Annotated in this window: 6 protein-coding genes; all 6 read left to right on the forward strand. The window is 62.1% G+C overall.

All coding sequences use genetic code 11. The features are described from left to right. The first annotated feature begins 28 nt into the window (after positions 1-28). The 6 genes from C6P64_RS00690 to C6P64_RS00710 all read left to right on the forward strand — a co-directional run bounded on the left by C6P64_RS00690 (position 29) and on the right by C6P64_RS00710 (position 16,706). Positions 29-1,591, forward strand: coding sequence for an ATP-binding protein (locus C6P64_RS00690; protein ID WP_281257921.1), 1,563 nt, complete (start codon positions 29-31; stop codon positions 1,589-1,591). Between the two features lie 229 nt (positions 1,592-1,820). Beyond that, positions 1,821-2,309, forward strand: coding sequence for a hypothetical protein (locus C6P64_RS00695; RefSeq protein WP_105746676.1), 489 nt, complete (start codon positions 1,821-1,823; stop codon positions 2,307-2,309). A 199-nt stretch (positions 2,310-2,508) separates the two neighbouring features. Further along, complete coding sequence (locus tag C6P64_RS17830) at positions 2,509-2,781, forward strand: hypothetical protein (RefSeq protein WP_146115835.1); 273 nt, start codon at positions 2,509-2,511, stop codon at positions 2,779-2,781. Between the two features lie 250 nt (positions 2,782-3,031). Then, positions 3,032-6,256 (forward strand): DISARM system SNF2-like helicase DrmD, encoded by a 3,225-nt coding sequence (drmD, locus tag C6P64_RS00700; protein ID WP_105746677.1) that lies wholly within the window; start codon positions 3,032-3,034, stop codon positions 6,254-6,256. Continuing rightward, positions 6,253-11,307: an Eco57I restriction-modification methylase domain-containing protein gene (locus tag C6P64_RS00705; RefSeq protein ID WP_170073012.1), complete on the forward strand. Its 5,055-nt coding sequence runs from the start codon at positions 6,253-6,255 to the stop codon at positions 11,305-11,307. Before drmD ends, C6P64_RS00705 begins: the two co-directional genes overlap by 4 nt. Then, positions 11,307-16,706, forward strand: coding sequence for a DEAD/DEAH box helicase (locus C6P64_RS00710; RefSeq protein WP_105746678.1), 5,400 nt, complete (start codon positions 11,307-11,309; stop codon positions 16,704-16,706). The genes C6P64_RS00705 and C6P64_RS00710 overlap by 1 nt, the downstream gene beginning before the upstream one ends. The last annotated feature ends 168 nt before the right edge of the window (positions 16,707-16,874 follow it).

The following is a 16,874-nucleotide window of genomic DNA, read 5'->3' on the forward strand; positions in this document are numbered from 1 at the left end:
ATTGTGTTAACAGGCCCTAGTCGAGGCCATCGTCTGTCTGGCCAACACCGAAGGTGGCGAGCTGTGGCTGGGCGTCGAAGATGATGGCCGCCCCACCGGACTGCATCCCGAGCACCAGATGCTGGCGGGGCTGGCTGGGATGGTCGCTGCTCGCACTTCGCCCACGCTTACGGTCCAGGTGTCCTTGGTCGAGGCCGAAGGTGTGCGCGTCGCCCGCATCGAGGTGCCCAAGGCCCAGGGAGAGGTCGCAACCCATCAAGGGGTCTACCTGCGCCGCCGACTCAAGCATGATGGCACCCCTGAATGCATGCCGATGCTGCCACACGAGCGGGTCAGCCGTGCTTCCAGCTTCGGGCTGATCGACGTCTCAGCCCAGCCGGTGGCAGGTGCCACGCTGGCCGACCTCGATCCGCTCGAGCGCGAGCGCCTGCGTCAGGCCGTGCAGCAGTACGGCGGCGACCGGGTGCTGCTGGAACTGGACGACGAGGCACTCGACGGAGCGCTGGGCCTGACTGCGCGCCTGGCGGACGGCAGCCGCGTTCCGACACTGACCGGCTTGCTGCTGGTGGGCCGCGAGGGCGCCCTGCGCGAGCAGGTGCCGACGCATGAGTTTGCCTTCCAGGTCATGGCGCAGCAGGCGGTGCGCTTCAACGAGTTCCGGCGATTTCCGCTGCTCAAGGCGCTCGACTGGCTGGAGATCAACTTCCGCCCCTACAACCCGGAGGAGGAGATCCAGGTCGGCCTGTTCCGCGTTCCGGTGCCGATGGTGGACCTGGCAGCCGTTCGCGAGGCCGTGGCCAATGCCCTGATCCACCGCGACTACCACCGCCTGGGCGCCGTCCACGTGCGGCTGGAGGACGATGCGCTGGTGGTCAGCAACCCCGGCGGGCTGATGGATGGCGTGACGCTGGCCAACCTGCTGGTGACCGAGCCACGACCGCGCAACCGGGCGCTCGCCGACGCCATGAAGCGTGTCGGCGTGGTGGAGCGCTCTGGCCGTGGGGTGGACACGATCTTCCGCGGCATGCTCAAGTTCGGCCGCCCCAGTCCCGACTATTCGCGCACCGATGCCCACGGCGTGGTGGTGCGCCTGCCCACCGATCCGGCCGACCGGGATTTCCGGCGCCTGGTGGTGGAAGAGGAGCGGCGCCGGGGCGCCGAATTGCCGATCGACAGCCTGATCGCCCTGGCTGCCGTGCGCGAACTCAAGCGGGTCACCGCGGAGGAACTGGCCGGACGCATCCAGCGCGATGCGGCCAGTGCCAAGCGCACGCTGGAGGCACTGACAGAGGCTGGCCTGGTGGAAGCCCATGGCACTACACGCGGTCGGAGTTACACGCTGTCGGCTGCCGTGTACCGGGTGGCAGGTGACAAGGCCGGCTATACGCGCCAGGCCGGGTTCGCGCCGATCCAGCAAGAGCAGATGGTGCTGAGCTACGTGCGGCAGCATGGACAGATCAGGCGCACCGAGGTCATGGAGCTCTGTCGTTTGTCATCCGATCAGGCCTCCAGCTTGCTCAAGCGCATGAAACAGCATGGCCTTTTGCAACAAAGTGGCGAACGCCGCTGGGCGGTCTATACGTCTGCCTAGGCATGGCTATGGGTTTTCTATGGGTTTTCTATGGGGTTCTATGGGGTTCTATGGGGTTCTATGGGGTTCCATGGCCATGAGATGAGTCAGAGGAAAACGGTTGGACACCAATCCGATCGCTGGCGGTGAGGAGAAGCTTGGCGAGCTCTCGGTAAACGCCTGACGGTGCACCGCCCCCCTCGTTCCAGTACACCAAGACCCAGATGCCCACGGCACTGAAAGGCAGACGATGAAACAAGAAAAAACGTTCTTCGAGACCATGACCGGCGCCCTGTCGCCGGGCTGGACGGTCAAGCTGCAGAGCCACCTGCAGCCCGGCCAGATGGACCTCGGACGCTTCCAGGTCAGGCTCTATCTGGTCGACACCAGCAACGGCTGGACGGCGGCGGCGGCCATGGCACCCGAAGGCTTCGATGAGGCGCGTCGCAACGTGGTCGCCGCAGGGCTGGCCCCGACCGCCGTGCTTGATGCCGCTGGCCAGGCGATCGCCCAGCTGAGCCGGCGTCAGGCCGGTGCGGGCGATGCCGAGCTGCAGCAGGGCTTCCAGCTGGTGGCCGCTGCGCTGACCGGCACCCAGACCTTCAAGGCCGTGCCGCCGGACCGGCGTGCCGGTCACTGGCTCTACCAGGCCTATCGCGGCCATGACGCCTCGACCATCTGCCGGCCGGTTTTCTTCGGCGCCCAGGAGACCGGCTTCTGCTCTCCCGAGAAGTGCTGACGCAGATGGCGCGCCAGGTGATCGCGCACGACCTGCGCCCGGGCACATCCGTTTCCGACACCCTGAAAAAGGCGGGCGGAGCCATCATCGCGCCGGGATACCGGGGCTGAGGCGGGGGTGGTTTTTCGGCCAGAATGACCAGAAAATGACAGGCTGGCAAGAGGCAGCAAGGGAATGCCCTGCGAGCATCCCGGGAGGCATGATCGCCCTGCCCTCCGCCAGCGAGCCCGCACACCGCATCGAACTTCACCTCCCTACAGGAGCCATCTTGTCACCCCGCTTCGTCCATGTCGGCCACCGTGGCACGCCGCCTGAATTTGGCAAGACCCTGTGCGGCAGGTTCACCGGGATGAACACGCCGCTATCGGACCAGCCGGATCAGGTGAACTGTCCGACCTGCCGCCGCAGGCTGCAGGCCGGTTGGTTACGGTGGGAAGATGTGCCGCGTGGTGGCGAAACCAAAGCGTCGTGATACTGGCCCACGTTTTTCGGCACGCTAGGCAATGGTAGTGTCGGCAGAAGAAGTGCTGAGCAGCTCGTCATCCATGTACTGGATGAACTGCTGATGCCACAAATCCTTCACAGACTGGCACTGCACCTTAGTTTTAAGTTCGCCTAGAAATTTGTCAGTAGTCGGTTTATCGAAGTGAAAACGATAAGATCAAACATGCAATTTGAAAATCACCGTGGCTATTCAAAATCCTAATCTTCCACGAGTTGGAATGCTCGCTACCGTCCGTAACCGTCGCGGAGTGATCTCGGCAGTCGAGCCCTTTGCTGCGTCCAAGACTTCGCAACTGCTGCACCTCGTCACCGTCGAGTTCAGCGACGCCGATGGTGACCCCGAGGAGACGCTGCTGTGGGAACGTGAACGTCAGCCGGTAGTGCTGGAGCCCAACGCGCTGCCTCGCGTTGATGTTGACTCGCCGATGCGCATGCATGAGTTTCTAGCCCTGCAGCGGGCCACCCGCTGGACGGCCATCAGCCCCTTCTTGTCGGCCGAGAATCCTGAGCGCCAGGCTGAGCCGGTGCCCACTGCACCAGTGTACGGTGCCGTCAGTGCCGATGACTTCCAACTCGTGCCGCTGGCTCGAGCCATGCGCATGCCCCGAGTGTCGCTGTTACTGGCCGATGACGTTGGCCTGGGCAAGACCGTGGAAGCTGGCTTGATCCTGGCTGAGCTGGTGCGCAAGCGCCGCATCCGGCGTGTCCTGATCATCACGCCGGCCTCTCTGCGCACCCAGTGGCAGCAGGAGATGGAAGAGAAGTTTTCGCTCGGTTTCGACATCGTGGACAAAGCCTCCACACACCGTCTTCAGAAGGAGATGGGCCTGGATGCAAACCCCTGGCGTGCACTTCCCCGGATCATCACCTCGTACCACTATTTGCGGCAACCGGATGTGCTGGAGCAGTTCATCGCCAACTGTCGTTCGACGCAGAATCAGCAAGGTGCTCAGCTGCCCTGGGACCTGCTGATCGTTGATGAAGCGCACAACCTGATGCCTTCCAACTACGGGGAGGACAGCGACCTGGCCGAGATGTTGCGGTTACTGACCCCCTGGTTTGAGCATCGCCTGTTCCTGACAGCCACGCCGCACAACGGCCATACCCGTTGCTTCTCGGGCCTGCTGGAACAGTTGGATCCTGTCAGGTTCACGCGCACGCCAGCGTTTACCGACAAGGAACGCGCGATGATCGGCGATGTGCTGATCCGTCGCCTGAAGAGCGAGATCAACGCCCAGGACAAGGAGGCCGGTCGAGCACCACGCTTCGCTACCCGCTACCTGGAGCCCTTGCCGCTGTACATGTCGCGTGCCGAGAAGGACCTGGCCCTGGCTGTCCGTGCGTTCTGCAGTGCGCTCAAGCGCCAGATCATGGCCGCACCTCAAGTCCGTGCCGTGCTGAACTTCGCTATTGAGGTGTTGCGCAAGCGTCTTCTGTCCAGCCCAGTCACGTTTGCCGACAGCTGGTTGCGCTTCAAGGCTGGCCTTGCTGCCCAGGATCAGACTCAGGCCAGTGAAGTGCTGGCAGCACGGCGTGCGGTTGAAGAAGACATTGACGACGACCTGGAGCGTGAAAGCCGCAATTTGCATGCTGCACATGTGGTCGGCGCCTGGATGCACCCATATCTGGACCAACTCACCAAGGAGGTGGCTGAAGTAGACAGAGCCTTGCAGGCGCTGCGACTGGCCGAGCTGCCGGTGACAACTAAGGTGCCGACTGTGGATGCCCGGTTCGACCGCCTGAAGGATCTGATCCGCCAGCGATTGCGTAATGCCGAGGCCTGGAATCCCGAAGAGCGCCTGATCATCTTTACCGAGTACAAGACCACGCTCGACTATCTGGTGCAGCGTCTAGAACGCGAGTTCGGCGCAGACACAGGCGCCATCATTCAGCTTTATGGCGGCATGTCGGATGAAGAGCGGGAACGCATCAAGCTCTCTTTCAATGACCCGTTGTCCCCAGTACAGGTACTCGTCGCTACCGACGCTGCTTCTGAAGGCTTGAACCTGCAGCATACTGCCCGCCTGCTGGTGCACAACGAGATTCCTTGGAACCCGTCCCGCCTGGAGCAGCGCAACGGTCGTATTGACCGGCACGGGCAGGCGCGTGATGTCACCATCTTCCACTTCGCCAGCGATGACGATGCTGACTTGTCCTTCGTCGCTCGGGTGCTGGAGAAGGTCAACGATATCCGCGAGGACTTGGGCTCGGTGGGCGAGCTGTTTGACGCGGCTTTCCAACGCCGCATGATGGAGCTCAACGATGATCAGGACGTGCTGGCCGACCTGGACCGCGAGCTCAGTACCCGTCAGCACGCCACCGACGACGCCCGTGTGGCTACGGCTGAACGCGGCATCGAAGAACGCGCCCGACTGGAGCGCTTGCTGACCGACCTGGACCTGACACCTCAGACCCTGCAAGACACCCTGCGCATGGCCCTGGGCATTGGCTCCTCACAAGATCCTCTGCAGGGCCCTGATGCTGCTGGCCGGATGCGGCTGCGCACTCCGCTACCCAACCGTTGGCAAGCGGTGGCGGACGATAGCCTTCGCCTGCGTGGCGACCGTGGCGTGGCCGGTGCCCTGCCATGGCTGGCGTTCGACAACCGCTACTTCATCCAAACGGTGAATGGCCGTCCGGTCTTCCGGCCCTCGCCCGATACCGTGCTCATGCACCTGGGCCATCCAGTGATGCGTCAGGCGCTGACCTCGTTTGCGAGGTTGCGGTTCCCGGGTGGACAAAGCGAATTCACACCACCCAGCCGGTGGGTAGTCACTCGGGGCGACGTGCCTGCAGGAGCCGATGCGTTGGTGCTTCTGACCGTTGAGGAACTTGGGATCAATCAGTTGCGAGAAACGCTGCATCACTGGGTGCGAACGGTTGCCTTGCCCGTGACAGGGGGTGAGCTGGGTTCGATGCTGACCTATACCGGCCCGCATGCCGGCCCGCAGCCCGGCGCCGAACACCCGGACGGCGTGGCGGCGGCACGAGCCATCTGGGAGGACATCGACAGTGACGTGAAAGCTTGGTTGAACACCTACCGATCTCGCCTCACATCGACTCTGGCTGCCGAACTGAAGGCCGCAGGTGAAGTGGCCACTGAGCAAGAGAAGGCCGCCTTCGAGCGCCGCATCCGCGAGGTGGCTAGCCTGCAGCGTGAGCAGAGCATTGAGAAGATCAAGCGCGAGATCGAGGAGCGCCGCACGCAACAACTGCAGTTCTCGCTGTTGGAAGATGCCAACGAAAAGGCCGAGCGCGAATTGCGTGACCTGCAAGACGAACTCAAGCGCCGCCAAGGTCAGTTTGGCCATTTGCTCGACTGCCTGACAAAAGAACGAGAACGAATCATCAAGCACGTGATGCCGAACCGCTTTGCCTTGCTGGGCTCCGCTCAGGTCTTCCCTGTGACCATCGAAATTCGTCTGCCGGGGGTGGTGCAATGAGCATAGTCATCGATTGGTGGAGCAGCCTCAAGCACGGCGGCCTGCTCATCAGCCCTGACAAAGTAGCCAGCGACTTCACTCCTGACCTGCCACCGCTGTCTGCCTGGCACGCCGAGCGCCTGCGTCGAGCTGTCACCGCCTTCGACGGCAGCAACGAGCAACTGGGGCCCCTGCTGGACTTCGTGTTGCAGGACTTGCCAGGCCTCCCCGAAGCTGAGTGGCAGAAGGCACAGGCTGTGGAGGCAAGGTGGGGCCTGCGCAGCTTTACGGGTGCCTTGGTCAAGCCCCGCAGGTTGTGGCAAGGGCCGCAAGGCGAAGTGCTACCCGTGTTCGTGCCGGAAGATGGTGCCTCGCGTCAGTTCAGTGGCCGGCTCGGTGTGGGCCGCTCACGCCAGCTGCTCAGCCGTGTGGTGGAGTGGCTGCGCCAGAAGCAGCAGCCCCTGGCCCTGGTGACCAACGGCCGCCAGTGGCGTTTGGTGCACGCCGGCCAGGACTACGACGCTTGGTGCGAGTGGGACATCGACCTATGGTTCGTCGAAGGTACCCCTGGCCCTCAGGTCACGGCCTGGCGGCAGCTGGTCTGCCGTGACGCCCTGAGGGCCGCCCCAGGCCAGTCCCAAGGCTGGCTACTCAGCGCCATAAATGCTTCACGCAAGGGCCAGGCCGACTTGTCTGCGGTATTGGGCGAGCGTGTGCGGCAAGCTGTCGAAGAGCTGATCACGGCATCGCATGGCGCCATCGAGCAGGCCCAGCAGGCCGGAACTGCGCCCGCCTTCGCGGACCTCTATGTGGCCGGTTCGCGCATTGTGATGCGCTGCATCATCACGCTTTTTGCCGAGGCGCGTAACCTGCTGCCGGTGGACAATCCAGTCTATCAACGCGCCTACAGCCTGGAAGGCCTGCGCCAGAACCTGGACCGCCGCGCCAGCGGGCGTGGTAACGATCGCCTGTCCCAGAGCCGCAGCGCCTGGCCTCGATTGATGGCCTTGTTCAAGCTGATTCATGAGGGCTCGTCGCACGAAGCGCTGCCGGTGCCGCAATACAGTGGCGCCCTGTTTGCTCCGGGCGATGCCGAGTCCAAAGACGGTATTGCTCGTGCCCTGGCCCTGTTGGAAGGCCCGCAAAACGCCGTCACAGACCGCCAGGTGCAGCGCATTCTTCGGTTGCTCACGCGTACTCGCATGCGCCTGCGCCAGGGGCGTGGCAACAAGCTGGTCGATGCACCGGTGGACTTCTCCGCCTTGTCGTCTGAATACATCGGCATCCTTTATGAAGGCCTGCTGGACTTCGAGCTCAAGCAAGCGGCGGCCGACGATCCGGTGATCTTCCTGGCCGTAGGCAACGAACCCGCCTTGACCCTGTCTCAACTGGAGGGCATGAGCGACGCCGTGATCAAGCAGCTGTTTGAGGCGCTCAAGAAGAAAGACAAGCCCTCCAGCGGTGAGGGTGAGGAGGAAAGTGGCGATGACGAGGCCGCCGAGGCTGACGACGAGTCAGAAGATGAAGCTTGCGACGAACTGCCAGTGGACGAGGACGATGCACTGCCGGCGGCGAGTGATGATGACGAACTGACCCTCAGTGCCGATCACCTGGCACGCGCCCAGGCTTGGCTGGAGAAGGCGGCTGTGGTCGCAGGCCTGGTGAAAAAGCCCAGAGGTCGGCGTGCCGCCAACGCTCCCCTTGCTGATGATGCCGAGGCACTGGCCCGGGCGACGCGCAGCCTGTGTGCCCGCCTGGTGGCTCCAAGCCAGTTCTTCCTGGTGCGCTGGGGTGGTACCCGTAAAGGTGCTGGCACCTTTTACACGCGCCCGCAACTGGCTGCCCCCACGGTGCGCCGCACCCTGCAGCCGCTGGCTTACGAGCCGGTCCGTACCGAAGTGGATCCGCGCACCGGCCTGACTGAGGTGGTCGAATGGCGCCCCAGACGTCCTGAAGCGATCCTGGCGCTGAAGGTGTGCGATCCGGCCATGGGATCGGGGTCGTTCCTGGCTAGCGCACTGCGCTATCTGACGGATGCATTGGTGGCCTCGCTGTACAACTACAAGCTCATCGAGCGCGCCGAAGATGGCGGTGTGCCGCGCATGGCCGACGGCCAGATCAGCGAGGTACTGAGCGATGAGCTGTTGAAGTTGCGCCCCACTGAAGAAGGCTTTGAGGACGCGCTGCGCGCCCAGCTCAAGCGCCACATCGTGGAGCGCTGCCTGTACGGCGTGGACCTGGATCCACTGGCGGTGGAACTGGGTCGCATGGCGCTGTGGGTCGAAACCATGGATCGGGACCTACCCTTCGGCTTTCTGGATCACAAGCTCAAGGTCGGCAACGCCCTGGTAGGTACCTGGTTCGACACCTACCGTGACTATCCAGCCCTGGCCTGGGAGCGCGAAGGCGGTGACAAGGACTACCAGAAGGACAAGCCACAGAACCTCGTCAACCATTTCTATACCGATGCCAAAGGTAGGAAGCGGGGGGACAAGTTCACTGCGGCGATCAATGCCCGTGGCAAGTCCGTCCCCGAGCAACTGATCCACCAGTTGAATGGCCAGATGGCCTTGGGTGGTGGACTGGACGCCAGTGAGGTGCATGATGAGCTGTTGAAGGTCTTCCGCAAGCTGCATCGTCTGCCGGTGCACGAAAGCGAAAAACGTGCGGCGGTCTACCGTGACGAAGTCCTGGCCAACCCGCACTACCACGCCCTCAAGGCACGCATGGACTTGTGGTGCGCACTGTGGTTCTGGCCCGGTGACCACATCGAGCTGGCTCCGCTTCCCCAGCAGTTCAGCCAGCCCGAGGCCGAAGCTCTGGCCCTGGCAGCCGAAGTGGCCGCCAAGCGCCGCTTCTTCCACTGGGAGCTGGAGTTCCCTGACGTGTTCACGGCCAAACAGCAGGGCTTTGATGCGATGCTGGGCAACCCGCCATGGGAGATCCAAAAGCCGAGTTCCAAGGAGTTCTTCTCCAACCACGACCCGCTGTACCGCGCCTACGGCAAGCAGGACGCGCTGGCCAAGCAGATTGAGTACTTCACATCCTCGCCGCCACTGGAACATGACTGGATTGCCTACGTAGGTGGTCTGAAGGCCATGTCGAACTGGGTGAAATTCGTGGGCCAGCCTTTCGGTGACCGCGTCGTTACCGACAAGGATGGCAAGACGAAGCACGACCTGAACCTGGGCGGCCGGGGCCGTGACAGCTTTGCCGGGTCGCAGCGCCTGCACAACCAGTGGCAAGCCCAGCGCAAGAAGCGCAAGGGCTTTGCCGACAGCGCCCACCCGTTCGTGCACCAAGGCTCGGCCGATCTGAACACCTACAAGATGTTCCTGGAGCTCAGCCATGCGCTGATGCGTCCGCAAGGTCGCCTGGGCATGATCGTGCCCAGTGGCATTTACACCGACAAGGGTACGACTAACCTGCGCGAGCTGTTCCTGGACCACTGCGACTGGCAATGGCTGTTCGGCTTCGAGAACCGTGAGAAGGTCTTCGACATCGACTCTAGGTTCAAATTCTGCCCGCTGGTGATCCAGAAGTCCGGCACCACTCAGGCCATCCGCGCGGCCTTCATGCATCGCAACGTGGACGACTGGACGCAGGCCGAACGGCATGTGCTGGCTTACCCACGCGAGCGGGTGCTGGAGTTTTCGCCGTACTCCAAGGCCATACTGGAGATCCGCAGCGAGCAAGATCTGCGCGTGCTGCAGAAGATCTATGCCAACGGCGTGTTGCTGGGCGACAAGAGTGAACGTGGTTGGGGCGTCAAGTACGCCACCGAGTTCCACATGACCAACGATTCCAAGCTGTTCCCGCCCCGCCCGAAGTGGGAGGAGAAGGGGTATCAGCCGGACGAGTACGGACACTGGCTGAAGGGACCATGGCAGGCATACAGCGGGCCCAGCAACATCCTGGATCGTCCTGCCGGTCTGGTGCTGTCGCGCGATGGGCACCAGGCGCTGCATGTGGACCGCATCGAGGACGTAGCCCTGCCACTCTACGAGGGGCGGATGATTGGGCAGTTTGATTCTGCCGAGAAGGGTTGGGTTAGCGGTAAAGGTCGTGCTGCCGTGTGGCGCGAGCTTGACTTGGATGAGAAAATTCTGGAGCCTCAGTTTCTGATGGGGGCTAGTATTGCCGTAGAGAACGGCATGCTGCTGGAGTGGAAAACCCCGATGCTCAACATCGGTAGCGCCACTAACAGCCGCTCTGTGATCGCGGGCCTGATCCGTGGGTTCCCCTGCAACCACTCGTTGAATCCGATTACGTTCAGAGACCAAGATCTAACCTTCAGCGCCCCCGTCGCACTGAACAGTTTTGTGTTCGACTACGACGTGAGGCAACGCCTGGGTGGGCTGAACCTCAGCTTCTTCTTGTTGGATGAGTCTGTCTTTCCTGACCCGGCCCAGGCAGTAAAACTATCAGGCATAGGCCGAGCGTTGAGCGCGTGTACCGTCCGCGCCGCCAACGCGTGGTTAGAGGGGGTTGATCGCTCGAAGGCGTGGCGAACGCATTGGGCGGTCACCCACCATGAACGCCTGCGTCTACGCGTGATTGCTGACACGGTTATTGCCCATCTGTATGGACTGAGCGTTGATGAGTACAGGCATGTCCTTGCAGACTGCGATAGGCCTACTGACGACTATCGCAGCAGGGACACTGGGTTCGATCCGAAAGGCTTCTGGCGCGTCGACCGAGACCGTCCGCCGGAGCTCCGGCAGACGATTTTGTCGCTAGTGGCATTGCATGACCTGCAACAGCTTGGTCTGGACTCGTTCTTGAGCATGAACGGTGGTGTGGGTTGGCTGATCCCTGACCAAATTCGTCTCAGTGACTATGGCTTGGGCCATGACTCAAGAGCCCAAGCATATCAGTCCGTTGCGTCGCAATTTGGACCCCGTCATCTCGCTTGGCAGCAGGAAGACGTTCGGAGATCCTGGCTTGAATGCGAGGCGCACGCAAGCCTGATCCGATTGCTGACGCCGATGGTCTACGAGTCTGGCGACTCGTCCTCATGCGACCAATCGGAAAAGCCTAATAGCGGTAACCACCAACCTGGTCTGTTCTGATGCTCAACCCCATCACCTACACCGAACAAGTCGTCGGCGACTTCCTGCGGTACCAGCTCAGCACCTACGCCTTCGCCGACGCGGGCCTTTATCAGCAGATGCGGGCGCTGCTCAATCTGGAGCACACCCGCAACACGCCGCTGATGAAGGGGCCGTACATCTCGCTGTCGCGCACCTTCCAGCAGGGCGCTACGCTGGAGCAATTGGTGAAGGAAGGGGTGCTTCACCCTCATATCCGCCAGTTGTCGCCTTATCCGGCCGCCTACCGGCACCAGGAACAGGCCTTCCGCGCCATCCACGCCGGGCAGCCCACGCTGGTGGCCACGGGCACGGGCTCTGGCAAGACCGAGTGCTTCCTGTTCCCCATCATCAGCCGCTGTCTGCAGCTACGCGACCAGGATGCGACAGCAGGTATCACCGCAGTGATCGTCTACCCGATGAACGCGCTGGCCGAAGACCAGTTGCAGCGCATGCGTGCCCTGTTGGCCGGTACGGGCGTGACTTTCGGTATGTATGTCGGTAAGACGCCGCAGAGAGAGTCTGACGTGGTCGGCGTGCGCTTGCCGCCTGGCAGCACTGCGTCCGACTACGAGGCCAAACTGGCTGAAATGCAGCACAAGAAGCAAGACGTTGCGCTGCATCCGGCCGAGGAGCGCGTGAGCCGTGAAGCCATGCGCACGCCTGGCCAGCAGCCTCGCATCCTGCTGACCAACGTGAAGCAGCTGGAACTGCTGTTGACCCGCCAACACGATCTGGAGCTGTTCGACAACGCCCGGTTGGAGTTCATGGTCTTTGACGAGGCCCACACCTTTACTGGCGCCCAGGGGGCCGAGACTGCGTGCCTGATCCGTCGGCTGCGCGCCTACTGTGGCAAGGACCAGTCCAGTACGACCTGCATCGCCACGTCCGCCACCATTGCCGATCCCGTAAAAGGTCTGGATGCCGGGCGAGAGTTCGCCAGCCGCTTTTTCGGCGTGGAGGGTAGCAACGTCGCCTTGGTCGGTGAAAGCTACGAAGCCGATGTGTGGGGTTCACCCCGCAAGGCCAGCCCGCCGCTCAATGGTGACCAGTCCGCCCAATTGCAAACGCTGTTGGAGGTGCTCTCACTGGTGGATCGCGAGGAAGTGACCGATGGCGATGTGCAGGCTCTGCGTGTCTGGTTCACCACTGCCACCGGCAGCCGCTTGCAGCCGGGCCACTGGCGCGAAGCCGTCGGGCACTGGATGAGCCACAACGAGGTGGTCTTCCAGATCGCCGAAGCCCTGCGCCGACCACGTGCGCTGGATGACTTGCTGGACGACCTCAGCACCAAACTGGGCCGTAGCATCTCGCAGGAAGAAATTCTCGTCTGGTTGGCTTTGGGAGCCGCCGCGCGTCAGGGTGGGCGGCCATTGCTGCGTCCGGTGGTGCATGGTTTTGTCCGCGGCGTCAGTGGTGCGGTGGTGACCTTCCCCGACCAAGCCAAGGAGGCCAAGCTGTGGTTGTCGGCGGAAGATGCGCTGACCGATAGTGCTGACCTGCATCGCTTCCCACTGTTGAGCTGTACCACCTGTGGCCAGCACTACTTCGAGCACGGACTGGAAGACTTCGATTTCACAGGCCAGCGTCCTGGCGGTGGAGCGGCAGAAGGCAAGGGCCGTGCGTGGCGTGGTACCGAGATCAGCCTGGGTGGGGTCAGGGCGCTGTCGTTGGACCATCAGGTCGGTGCAGATGCCGAAGATGAACCGGTGCGTACCGAAACCCTGTTTGCCTGCCGCTACTGCGGCACAGTGCATGACCACAACGTATCCGAGTGTGTAGGTTGCGGTCGCAACAAGCCGCTCAAGCCGCTGTACTTCGTGCAACAGAAGGATGAGCATGTCGGCAAGCTGACGCGCTGTGTGTCTTGCGGTGCTGCAGGCCGTCGATTCAGCGGCAACTACCGGGAGCCTGCGCGTCCGGTGCGCGCCACCACCGTGGCGGATGTGCACGTGCTGGCCCAGAGCATGATTCACCGCGCCGAACGCCGCAAGCTGCTGGTGTTTGCTGATAACCGGCAAGACGCTGCCTTCCAGGCCGGCTGGATGCAGGATCGCTCGCGCCGTTATCGCTTCCGTGAACTGACCTACCTGAAGCTCAAACAAGGGCCGATCTCCGTCAGTGACTTGACTCTCTGGTTGGATCAGCACCTGGACGCCGACGATGAGCTGTCGCGCGCCCTGATCCCAGAGGTGTGGCGAGTGGAACCAAAGTCTGAGGCGGGGCAGGCACACGGTCAGGAGCGCAAGTGGTTCCTGCGCGTGCAGATCTTGCGCGAGCTGGCCATCGGTGGTCGGCAGCGCTTGGGTCTGGAGCCCATGGGCAGGATGAAGGTGGACTACCTAGGTCTGCAGGGTGAACGCCCCGAGCTCAAGCGCTGGGCCGGCAGGATCGGCTGTGACTCAACGTCACTGGCCCAGGGTGTCGCGTCATTGCTGGATGCCGCGCGATCCCGTCGTATGCTGTACGACAGCGTCACCGGTGTGTACTCCAAGGTGTGGCTGGACGGTGAGCTGCAGGTTCTGCGGGGCTATCTGCCATCGATGAAGGGCGTGCCATCGGCACTGAAATTCCAGCGCGACGGCCAAGATGACGAGAGCCGCATCAAGCAGTGGTTCAGCACCCATGCCACGGTGGCCAAGCAGGCGGCAATCAACTGGGGGGTTCCCTCAGATGACGTTGCTGAGTTCCTCGCGGACATGTGGGCGCTGGTGACCAGCGAATTGCAGCTCTTGGCGTCTGTAAAACTCAAGGGTTCGCGTGGTAGGCCGCTTCCCGGCTGTGTCGGCGCGCATCAAGTTGACGTCGATCGCCTGCTGATGCGTCCAGACAGGGGTATGTACCGCTGCCAGACCTGCAGGCGTCTGCACAGTCTCCCTAACCCTACGATGTCTTGCATGGCCTGGCGCTGTGTGGGCAAGCTGGTTGCCGAACCCGAAAATTCGGACGACTACGATTTGCTCCTGCTTGACCAAGAATTTGCCATGCTGCGGGCCAAGGAGCACTCGGCTCAAATTCCAGGACCGGAGCGAGAGCGGATCGAGAACGCCTTCAAGGGTGACAGCGAGCGAATCAATACCCTGGTGTGCACTCCTACCCTGGAGATGGGGGTGAACATCGGCGCACTGGATGCGGTGTTAATGCGCAACGTGCCGCCCCTGCCTGCCAACTACTGGCAGCGCGCAGGGCGTGCGGGACGTCAGTTCCGCATGGCACTGGACATCACCTATGCCCGGGCCGCCAGCCACGATCGGGCCTACTTCAACGAGCCGCTGAAGATGCTGGAAGGTCTGGTGGAGCCGCCCAGCTTCAACCTGCGCAATCCCATCATGGTGGCCAAGCATGTGCATGCCACGGTATTGACGGCCATCTTCAAGATGCTGCGCGACAAGGCATTGCCTCAGGCTGCGTTGGAAGAACTGCATGAGGCCGTGCGCAGCTGCCTGCCGCAGCAAATCAAGACCTACTTGTTCACCCATGAAGGCATGGTGCGGCCTACGCCGATGAAAGTGAGCGTGCTGGAAACCGTGATCCAGCGGCATCGCAAGACTCTCCTTGCGGCCACCATGAGCGCCTTCCAGCAAGGGTGGCCTGCTGCGGATGCCGAGGTGGTCAGCCAAGCCCGCATCGAGTCCATCATCGACGGGCTGGCGGGCGAACTTCAGGTGGTGGTGGATCGTCTGTTCCAGCGTCTGCAATGGGCGTTGAACCAGCTGGAGCGTCTGCGCAAGGTTGCGAGTGCAAAGGGCGCGCTGGATCCCGATGAGGAGGCCCTGCGTAGCCGCTGTGAGCGTCTGGTCAAGAAGCTCAAAGGTGAAGCCCGCCGCCGCGCCAACCAGGCCGAGGGCGTGGATGACACGAACACCTATGGGGTGCTTGCCGCTGAGGGCTTTCTGCCGGGGTACGGCTTGGATACCGGCGCGGTGAGCATCACGCACGTCGCACCACGCTACGGCTCCGACATCTCCGACTGGGAGTTGCGGCGCAACAGTGCGTTGGCGGTGCGGGAGTACGTACCCGGCAACTTGATTTATGCCAACGCCCATAAGTTTGTGCCTCGTACCTTCCATCTGGTACCTGAGGAACCGATCGTGTTTGCAGTGGATCTGGCCAACGAGGCGATTCAGGAAACAGGCGGGTTGGGCAAGGCTACGGCACCGACACAGGCCGAGTCAGTGGGTGTCACCAGCATCTTCGGCGTCCAGGTGTGTGATGTCGACGCGCCCCACCAGTCGTACATATCCGATGACGAGGATTACCGCTTCCAGTTGCCGGTGGCCGTATTTGCTCATGACCAGGGCCGGCACTCTGGTGGCAAAGTCTATGAGTGGGGCGGCGTCACCTTACACCTGAAGCATGGCCTGCACATGCGTCTGGTCAATGTGGGCGCAGCATCGCAGGTTCGCTCGACTGGAGAGATGGGCTACCCGGTGTGCATGGTCTGTGGCCAGAGCCGCTCGCCAATGAGCACGCTCAATGAACTTAAAGCCTTCAACGACAACCACGTCGAGCGATGCGGCCGGCCCATTCAGAAGATCGCGTTTTACGCCGAGGTGACCGCAGACGCGCTGGTGCTGCCGGACTGCACATCCAAGGAGGTCGCCTACAGCGTGATGGAGGCCCTGCGGCAAGGCGCTGCAGGCGTGCTGGACATGGAAATTTCAGACCTGCAAGTGCAGGTACTTGGCAAGCCGGGGGCTGAGAACTACGACGCCATTCTGTACGACCCGATGCCTGGTGGCTCTGGTCTGCTGGAGCAATTGCTGGAGCACTGGTCATCGGTCATCCAGCACTCGCTTGCGTTGGTCGAGGACTGCCCATCTGCTTGCGAGACGTCGTGCATCGACTGCCTGCAGAACTTTAGGAACTCCTTCTACCATGAGCACTTGAACCGGCATGTGGCGCTGGAGCACCTCATGTCATGGGGTGATGCACTTACCCTGAGCCATGAAATTCCGGCCGTTCTACCGGATGAAACTCAGACCAAGAAGCCCGGCAATCCGCCCGAGCAACAACTGGTGGCGATGTTGAAAGCGGCAGGCTTGGGCAGCTTCGAGACTGAACACCCCATCGTGTTGAGTGGAGGCATTGTGACTCGGCCAGATGTGTATTTCCATGCACCCAACGACCAGTTCGACGGCGTGTGCGTATACCTGGACGGCATGAGCGAGCACCTGCATGGCAACGCACAGACAGCCGCTCAGGATCGCCAGATTCGAGACGAACTGCTGAATACCGACTACGAGGTTGTAGCGATCCAGTACCAGGAGCTCTATGACAAAACCGTGATGCGAACGCATATGCGCCGCATTGCCAAGGCCGTGGCCGGTAAAGTCAAGGCCAAAGAAGTAGAAGCCACTGATGCCTGGTTCGTGAACTAGGCGCAGAAGGCCTGGCTGCATACCTTGTTAGGCATGTGGCTTGGAAACTGTTGGGGAGAAGAATGTTCGTAAGCGTGGCCTGAAGGCCCTTGTTGTGAGGGCTGAACTTGCAAGGCAGGATGCGTCCATATGGAACACAGTGGACACACCCCTGAGTGGACAGGGCTG

The organism is Malikia granosa, from assembly GCF_002980595.1.
Taxonomy (GTDB): domain Bacteria; phylum Pseudomonadota; class Gammaproteobacteria; order Burkholderiales; family Burkholderiaceae_C; genus Malikia; species Malikia granosa.